This is a genomic window from Paenibacillus sp. HJGM_3, from assembly GCF_045062745.1.
Taxonomy (GTDB): Bacteria; Bacillota; Bacilli; order Paenibacillales; family NBRC-103111; genus Paenibacillus_AA.
Genome location: NZ_JBJGED010000032.1, coordinates 82,005 through 88,542 on the forward strand (window position 1 = coordinate 82,005; position 6,538 = coordinate 88,542).

The window sequence follows — 6,538 nt, forward strand, 5'->3', positions numbered from 1 at the left end:
CATTCCTTTCCTGCAATCTACCATGTGAGGGAAGGGATCGTCAACGGAGCTTGTTCGTGTAAGGCCTCGGACCCGTGCAATTCGATTTTGCCTAACTGGAGAGGGAACAACTCGGGATTGAGACCTGCAATTTGATTTTGGCTACTTAGAGCCCGGGTTTACAAGATGCGTGTTCGAAATACATGCTCCAATTCGTCAAAATCGAACTATAGGCGCAACCACCCAACGCCATGCACGCGCAATTAGGCAAAATCTAACTACATATGCAAACCATGAAGAACAACCCTTTGACAACAAAATAAGCCATACTCCTCTTGGAGTAAGGCTTATCGGCTCACAAGCTGTCGGTACCTGCCGGCTAGAATTACCCTTTCACCGCTCCGGCTGTCATGCCTTTCATAATCTGCTCCTGGAACATCAGGAACACGACGATGGTCGGAATGACGGCGATCGTCATGGCCGCCATCGTCAGCTTGTAGTCGGTCGAGTAGCCCGTGGCGAACACAGATAGGCTGAGCGGCACCGTCTTCAGCGCCGGCTTGCTGATGAAGATAAGCGAGAAGGCAAAGTCGTTCCAGAACCGCAGGAACGCCAGGATCGCGACCGTGGACAGCGCCGGGAGGCTGAGCGGCAGCATCATGCGGAAGAAGATGCCCCAGTAGCCGGTGCCGTCGATCAGCGCGGCTTCCTCGACTTCCTTCGGCACCGAAGTCATATAGGCGGCGATCACGAAAATCGCGAGCGGCAGCTCGAAAGCGGTATAGGGCAGGATGAGCGCCCAGTACGTATCGAGGAGCGAGACTTTCTTCAGCATGATGAACAGCGGCACAAGGGTACTGTGGATCGGGATGAGCATGCCGAGAAGGAACAGACCCATGAAGAACGCCTTGAGCCGAAACTCGAAACGGGCGAGCACGTACGCGGCTAGTGCGCCCAGCAGCAGCGTGAGGATCATGGCGCCGATCGTTACGATTGTCGAGTTGATCAGCGAGGTGCCCATCTTGGACACCTCCCAGGCACGGGAGAGATTCTCCCAATGCCACACCTGCGGCAGCGAGAACGGATGTGAATCGAATTCGTCGTTGGACTTGAATGCGCTGGTGAGTAGCCAGAACAGCGGGTACAGGGTGACGAGGGCATACAGCGCCAGCAGCACGTTGATCAATCCCCGTTTCCAGCTAACCTTGGCAGAGACGGCGCCGGGGGCAAGGGCCGTTCTTTTTTGTGAAAGTGAATGGGCCATTGTCGATCGGCTCCTTTCCTAACGGTAGTCTCGTTTCATGAGAAATTGGCTGCCGGCGATGAGTATCAGACTGAGGATGATGATCGCGGTCGACACCGCGCTGCCGTACCCAAACCGGTACACGTTGAACGTGCTGTTGTACATATAGGAGGCGAGCAGCTCGGTGCTGTGCGCCGGGCCGCCTCCCGTCATCACGTAGATCAGGTCGAACGCCTTCAGGCTGCCGGAGATGCAGAGCACGATGACGACCTTGATCGTATCCCAGATCATCGGGAGCGTGATCGTGAACAGCTTGCGCACCGGCTTTACCCCGTCGATGAGGGCGGCATCGTTGATTTCGGGTGAAATATTTTGCAGGGCGGCGATAAAAATAATCAGATAAGGCCCGATATAGTTCCAGATAATCGGCACCATCAGCGCGTACATGGAGACGCTCGGATCGGACAGCCAAGCCTTCTTCAGCATATCGAGGCCGACGGTATCGAGCACGAAGTTCAGGATCCCGATCTGCGGGTGGTAGATGTAGCCCCAGATGATCCCGACCACGACCGACGACAGGACCATCGGCATGAACACGGACGCCCGGACCGCGCGCTGGAACCACGAGGTGCGGGTGAGCAGCAGCGCCAGGATCATCGCGATCGGCACTTGGCCGAAGACGGAGGCGGCGACGACGAGCATGTTGTTCTTGAAGGCGCCCCAGAAAATCGAATCCTGCAGCACCTCCTTATAGTTGTCCAGCCCGATGAACTTCGCCGCCCCGATCCCCTTCCAGTCGAAGAAGCCGTAGTAAGCGGACCAGAAGATGGGCACGATGACGAAGAAGACATAGAGCAGGAGCGCCGGAGTCAGTCCGATGGTCAGGAAGCTTCTTAGGCGTGCGGTCTTGGTCATGGGAATCCTCCTTGTTGCGACAAAATGTTTCTGGGGACCCACAAAGGGGCTCTGCCCTGGAATAAGCTACAGAGCATCACTTCACTTTGTGGGGAATAAGAGAGGATTCCAGCCCCCGAGAAGAAGACTGGAATCGCGGTGCTGCTAGTATTATTTGCCGATCGCTTTGCTATGGGAATCTTGAATCTTCTTCGCGATGTCTTCCGGCTTGCCGCCCATGAGCAGCTCCTGCAGCCCGTTGTTCACGACGTCTGCCGCAGCCGAGCTGAGGCGGCCGTCATACACGGGAGTCATCTTCACCGTGCCGAGCAGTTTGTAAACTTCCGCGAAAATCGACGTTACTTTCGAAGGATCCAAGTCGACCTTGTAGCTGACGAGCTGGTTGCCTTCCAGCGTCTTCTTCTGCACTTCCGGGCTAGCCATCGCATAGATCAGCTGGTAGGCGGCGTCTTTGCGGGCGCCATCCACTTTTTTGCTCAGCCCGAGCCCCGTGCCGACTACGCCGGACAACGAGTTCGGATCGCCTTTGCCGCCGGGAACGGAAGGGAGAACCGTCACCCGCATGCCGTCAAGCGCTTCCTTGGAAGCATTGGCCGCCAAATTCGTGAGCGCCCAGCCGCCGTCGATCATCATGGCCGCTTTGCCTTGCGCGAACATTTGCTCCATCTGCGTGTTGTCGATGCTGTTGAAGCCTTCTTGGAACGCGCCGGCCTTGCTGAGCTGCTGCAGGTAAGTCAGAGCTTGCACGAATTCCGGATCCGTGAACTTCGCGCCGTTGCCGTCCACGGCTTTCAGGAACCAGTCCGTTCCGGTAACACGATCCGCCAAGGAGCTCAGGATGCTAGATTGCGCCACCCACGCCGCTTTGTTGCCCAGGGCGATCGGGGTAACCTTTTCTTTTTTGAACGTGTCTACCAGCTTCAGCAGGTCATCCCAAGTCTTGGGCGGCTGCACGTTGTATTTGTCGAACAGCGTCTTGCTGTAGAAGAGCAGGGACGTCGGAGACAAAGCCATCGGAGCGCTGTACGTCTTGCCGTCGATCGTGAATTCGCTGAACGAGTTTGGCAAGAAGCCGTTCTTCCACTCCGGCTTGCTGTCGAGCAGACTGTTGATCGGCTGGATCAGGTCGCCGCTGACGAATTCCTTCGTCATCGCGCCCGGCCACATCACGAACAAGTCGGGCATTTCGTTCGCTGCGGCTACCGTTTTCAATCGAGCTTTGTACCCGTCTGGTGGAATCGCTTGCACGTCCAACTCGATGTTCGGGTTATTTTTCTTGAAGGTGTCGATCGTTTCGCGCATCGTTTTGGCCCGAAGATCGTCGCCGGTGTAGTTGTGCCATAAGCTGAGCTTCACTTTCTCAGGCGCCTTCGCGCCTATGCCGGATCCGGTCGTGGAATCCGCGGATTCCTTCGCGCCGCAGCCGACAATGGTCAGGACAAGAACGAAGACGAGTGCCATAAGCCATGTTTTTTTCATCTAGGGCTGACCTCCTATTGTTGATGTTGCCTCTTCAGTATAGGGGGCCTTGCTCGGAAGAGGTACGGGAGAAACTTCGGAGCGCGGGGGGTCATTGTTCAGGTTTTCGGGCGGCTTCCCGGAATTCGGAGGGAGTGCGGCCGGAGAACTTTTTGAACTGTTGGGTGAAATATTTGATATCCTCGTAACCCACACGCTTCGCCACTTCGCTCACCTTGCTCGGGGTGCCGCTCAGCAGATCGGCCGCCCGGCGCATCCGCTCTTGGGTGACGAATTCTAGATAAGTTTGCCCGGTTTCGCGCTTGAACACTTCGCTGAAATGGTTCGGGTTCAAATGCACGTAGCGCGCCACTTGCTGCAGCGATAAGCTCTGGTCGAGGTTGTCCTTGATATAGGCGATCGCCTTGCGGATATAGGCGAACCGGCTCTGATGGATCGTCTGATGGAAAGCGGTCATGATCGCGGACAGCCGCTTGAACACCTCGTCCTCCGGACGGTCGTCCAGCGCGAAGCTGCCTTCGGGCGAAGTCGCGTCGGCATGCCCGGCGTCTTGACCTTCGGCGCTTCGCTCGAGCCAGCGGTAGCCGGCCAGGACGAGCGAATGCAGGAACCGCTGCAAGGTAGCGGGCGTAGCCGCGGGATCGTCCAGCTGCGCACGGACGGTCTGGATCACCCAATGGCGCAGCTCGGTGGCGTTGTGGCTCATGAGGATGGCGGCGAGCTCGGCCTCTTCCTTCTCGGTGCAGACGGTGCGGCTGCCGGTGCGGTCGCGCAGGTCGTCCACGGTGAGCAAATTTCGCCCGCTGGAACCGACCAGCCCTTTGTAGCTGTACACGTCGAGCGCCTCCTGATGGGACAGCCGCAGCTCCTCATAGCCGCTCGCGATCCGTCCGAGCGCGGCGAAGACGCTGCACTTCAGCGTCCGCTCCACACGCTGCAGCGCCAGCTGCAGGCTCGCGCGATCGGTCCGCCCAGGCTCGGGGCGCAGCACGACGAGCACGCGATCGTCCTGCAGCTGCGTGACGCAAGGCAGCAGCTCCTGGACGATGTTCTCGGCGGCGCCTTGCAGCAGCTGGGCGAACGGTTTCTCACCCCAACCGGAGGCGGACAGCAGCATCACCTGGAACGCAGTCGCCTCGGTATCAACGCCCTCCACGCTCAAGTCGACCTTCGCTTGACGGAACCAGCGGCGGATGCGCTCCAGTGCCTCGGCGTCGCCGCCGAGTCCGACTGTCAGCAGCTTCTCGAGCAGCTGCTTGCGCAGAGCGGCCTGCTGCAGCGTGTCCTGCCGGGACAGCTCCCACTTCTCCAGAATGTTCTGCTTCGCCTTCATCGCAGCCTTGATGATCTCCTCGGGACGGCTCGTCTTCAGCAAATAGTCGGTTACGCCCTCGCGGAGCGCCTGCTGCGCATAGGCGAAATCGTCGTATCCGGTCAAGATGACGACCTCCGTGTCCGGCAGCAGCTCCTTCACCTCGCGCGCGAGCTCGATCCCGTCCAGGCCGGGCATACGGATATCGGTGAGAATGATGTGCGGCTTCTCCACCGGGATGCGCTCCAATGCTTCCTCGGCCGACGAGGCAGGAGGGAGCAGGTCGAGACCAAGCTCCTTCCAGTCGATTACCGTGCAAAGTCCGTTGCGGATGATGACTTCGTCGTCGACGATTAACAGTTTCATGCGTCTCTCTCCCCCCGTGGATGGATCAGCGGAATGCTGAATGAGATGATCGTGCCTTTGCCGACCTCGCTGTCGATCGTAAGGCCGGACGAAGGACCATAGTGCAGCTGCAGCCGTCGGTGCACATTTAGCAATCCGTAGCTGCTTGCCTTGTTCGGCCCGGTCAGCCGTGTGAGTCCGCCGCCCGGCTCGGCTGGATCCAGGTTAACCGGAGCGGACAGCCGGCGACGGATGTCCTGCAGCTTGGCGGGTTCGATGCCGACACCCGTGTCCTCCACCGTGAACCGCATCGCTTCCGGCAGCAGCTCGCCGTGGACGAAGACGGTGCCCCGCTCTTTGCGTTTTTGAATGCCGTGAATCAGGCTATTCTCGATCAGCGGCTGGAGCAGCAGCTTCAGCATCGTCTTCGGCAGCATCTCCGGATCGATATAGAACTCCACATCGAACTGATCCGGGAACCGCATGGACTGAATGTGCACATAGTTCTGCACGTGGGCGATTTCCTGCTGCACCGGGCAATATTCCTCGCCCTTGTTTAGGCTGAAGCGGAGGAAGTCGCTCAGTGCGCCGACCATCTCGGCGATTTGCTTCTCCTTGTTCATGAGCGCGATCCAGTGGATCGACGACAGCGTGTTGTACAGGAAGTGCGGGTTGATCTGTGCCTGCAGCGCCTGGATGTCGGCTTCCTTCTTCTTCGCTTCGTTCAGCTGCACCTGATCCTTGAGCCGCTCGATCCGGTCGCTCAGCTTGTTGTAGCTATGAACGAGCAACCCGACCTCGTCCGAGCTGCGCACGGTAATGGTCGGAATCGTGTCGTCCGGATTCAAATCCTTCATGTATTGCGTGAGCTTCGTGAGAGGCTTTGTCAACCGCTGCAGAATATACAGGATAAGCCCGATAGCCAGCACGATCGCGACGCCGGTCGCGATGGCGGTCAGCGTCAACACGTACGTATTCTGTGCGGTATAGACGCGGGTCGGAATGAAGCCGACGAGCTTCCAGCCCAGATTCGGGATCGTATTGTACAGAATCGTCTGCCGTTCCTGGCCGCTGCCGTAAGTCATGATGCCGGTCGCCTCATCCATAGGTTCCATCCCTGGATACAGGTCGGAGAGCGAACGATTTACCCAGCTCGGGTTCCCGCCGGTGATGATGCGCTCGTCCTTGTCCAGCAGCAGCACTTGGCCTCGCGGCTCCCAGCCGGCTTCCTGAAGGAACCGCCCGAGCTCCTGCTGGTCGAGGCT

5 protein-coding genes are annotated in these 6,538 nt (G+C 58.5%); all 5 read right to left on the reverse strand.

Annotated elements, in window-relative coordinates; all coding sequences use genetic code 11:
* Positions 1-364: 364 nt before the first annotated feature.
* Positions 365-1,243, reverse strand: a complete 879-nt coding sequence (locus ACI5FR_RS27975; protein ID WP_405460647.1) for a carbohydrate ABC transporter permease — start codon at positions 1,241-1,243, stop codon at positions 365-367.
* Between the two features lie 18 nt (positions 1,244-1,261).
* On the reverse strand, positions 1,262-2,137 hold the full coding sequence (locus ACI5FR_RS27980; protein ID WP_405460649.1) for a carbohydrate ABC transporter permease: 876 nt from the start codon (positions 2,135-2,137) through the stop codon (positions 1,262-1,264).
* A 150-nt stretch (positions 2,138-2,287) separates the two neighbouring features.
* Positions 2,288-3,616 (reverse strand): extracellular solute-binding protein, encoded by a 1,329-nt coding sequence (locus ACI5FR_RS27985; protein WP_405460651.1) that lies wholly within the window; start codon positions 3,614-3,616, stop codon positions 2,288-2,290.
* 91 nt (positions 3,617-3,707) lie between these two features.
* The gene (locus ACI5FR_RS27990) at positions 3,708-5,294 is read right to left on the reverse strand and encodes a response regulator (RefSeq protein ID WP_405460653.1); all 1,587 of its coding nucleotides are present in this window, start codon (positions 5,292-5,294) and stop codon (positions 3,708-3,710) included.
* On the reverse strand, positions 5,291-6,538 hold a 1,248-nt coding region (locus tag ACI5FR_RS27995), incomplete at its 5' end, for a sensor histidine kinase (RefSeq protein ID WP_405460655.1). The genes ACI5FR_RS27990 and ACI5FR_RS27995, both read right to left, overlap by 4 nt.

Excerpts from the sequence above, each read along its gene's own strand:
- ACI5FR_RS27975 (WP_405460647.1), bottom strand. The coding sequence starts at position 1,243 with ATGGCCCATTCACTTTCACAAAAAAGAACGGCCCTTGCCCCCGGCGCC.
- ACI5FR_RS27980 (WP_405460649.1), bottom strand. The coding sequence starts at position 2,137 with ATGACCAAGACCGCACGCCTAAGAAGCTTCCTGACCATCGGACTGACT.
- ACI5FR_RS27985 (WP_405460651.1), bottom strand. The coding sequence starts at position 3,616 with ATGAAAAAAACATGGCTTATGGCACTCGTCTTCGTTCTTGTCCTGACC.
- ACI5FR_RS27990 (WP_405460653.1), bottom strand. The coding sequence starts at position 5,294 with ATGAAACTGTTAATCGTCGACGACGAAGTCATCATCCGCAACGGACTT.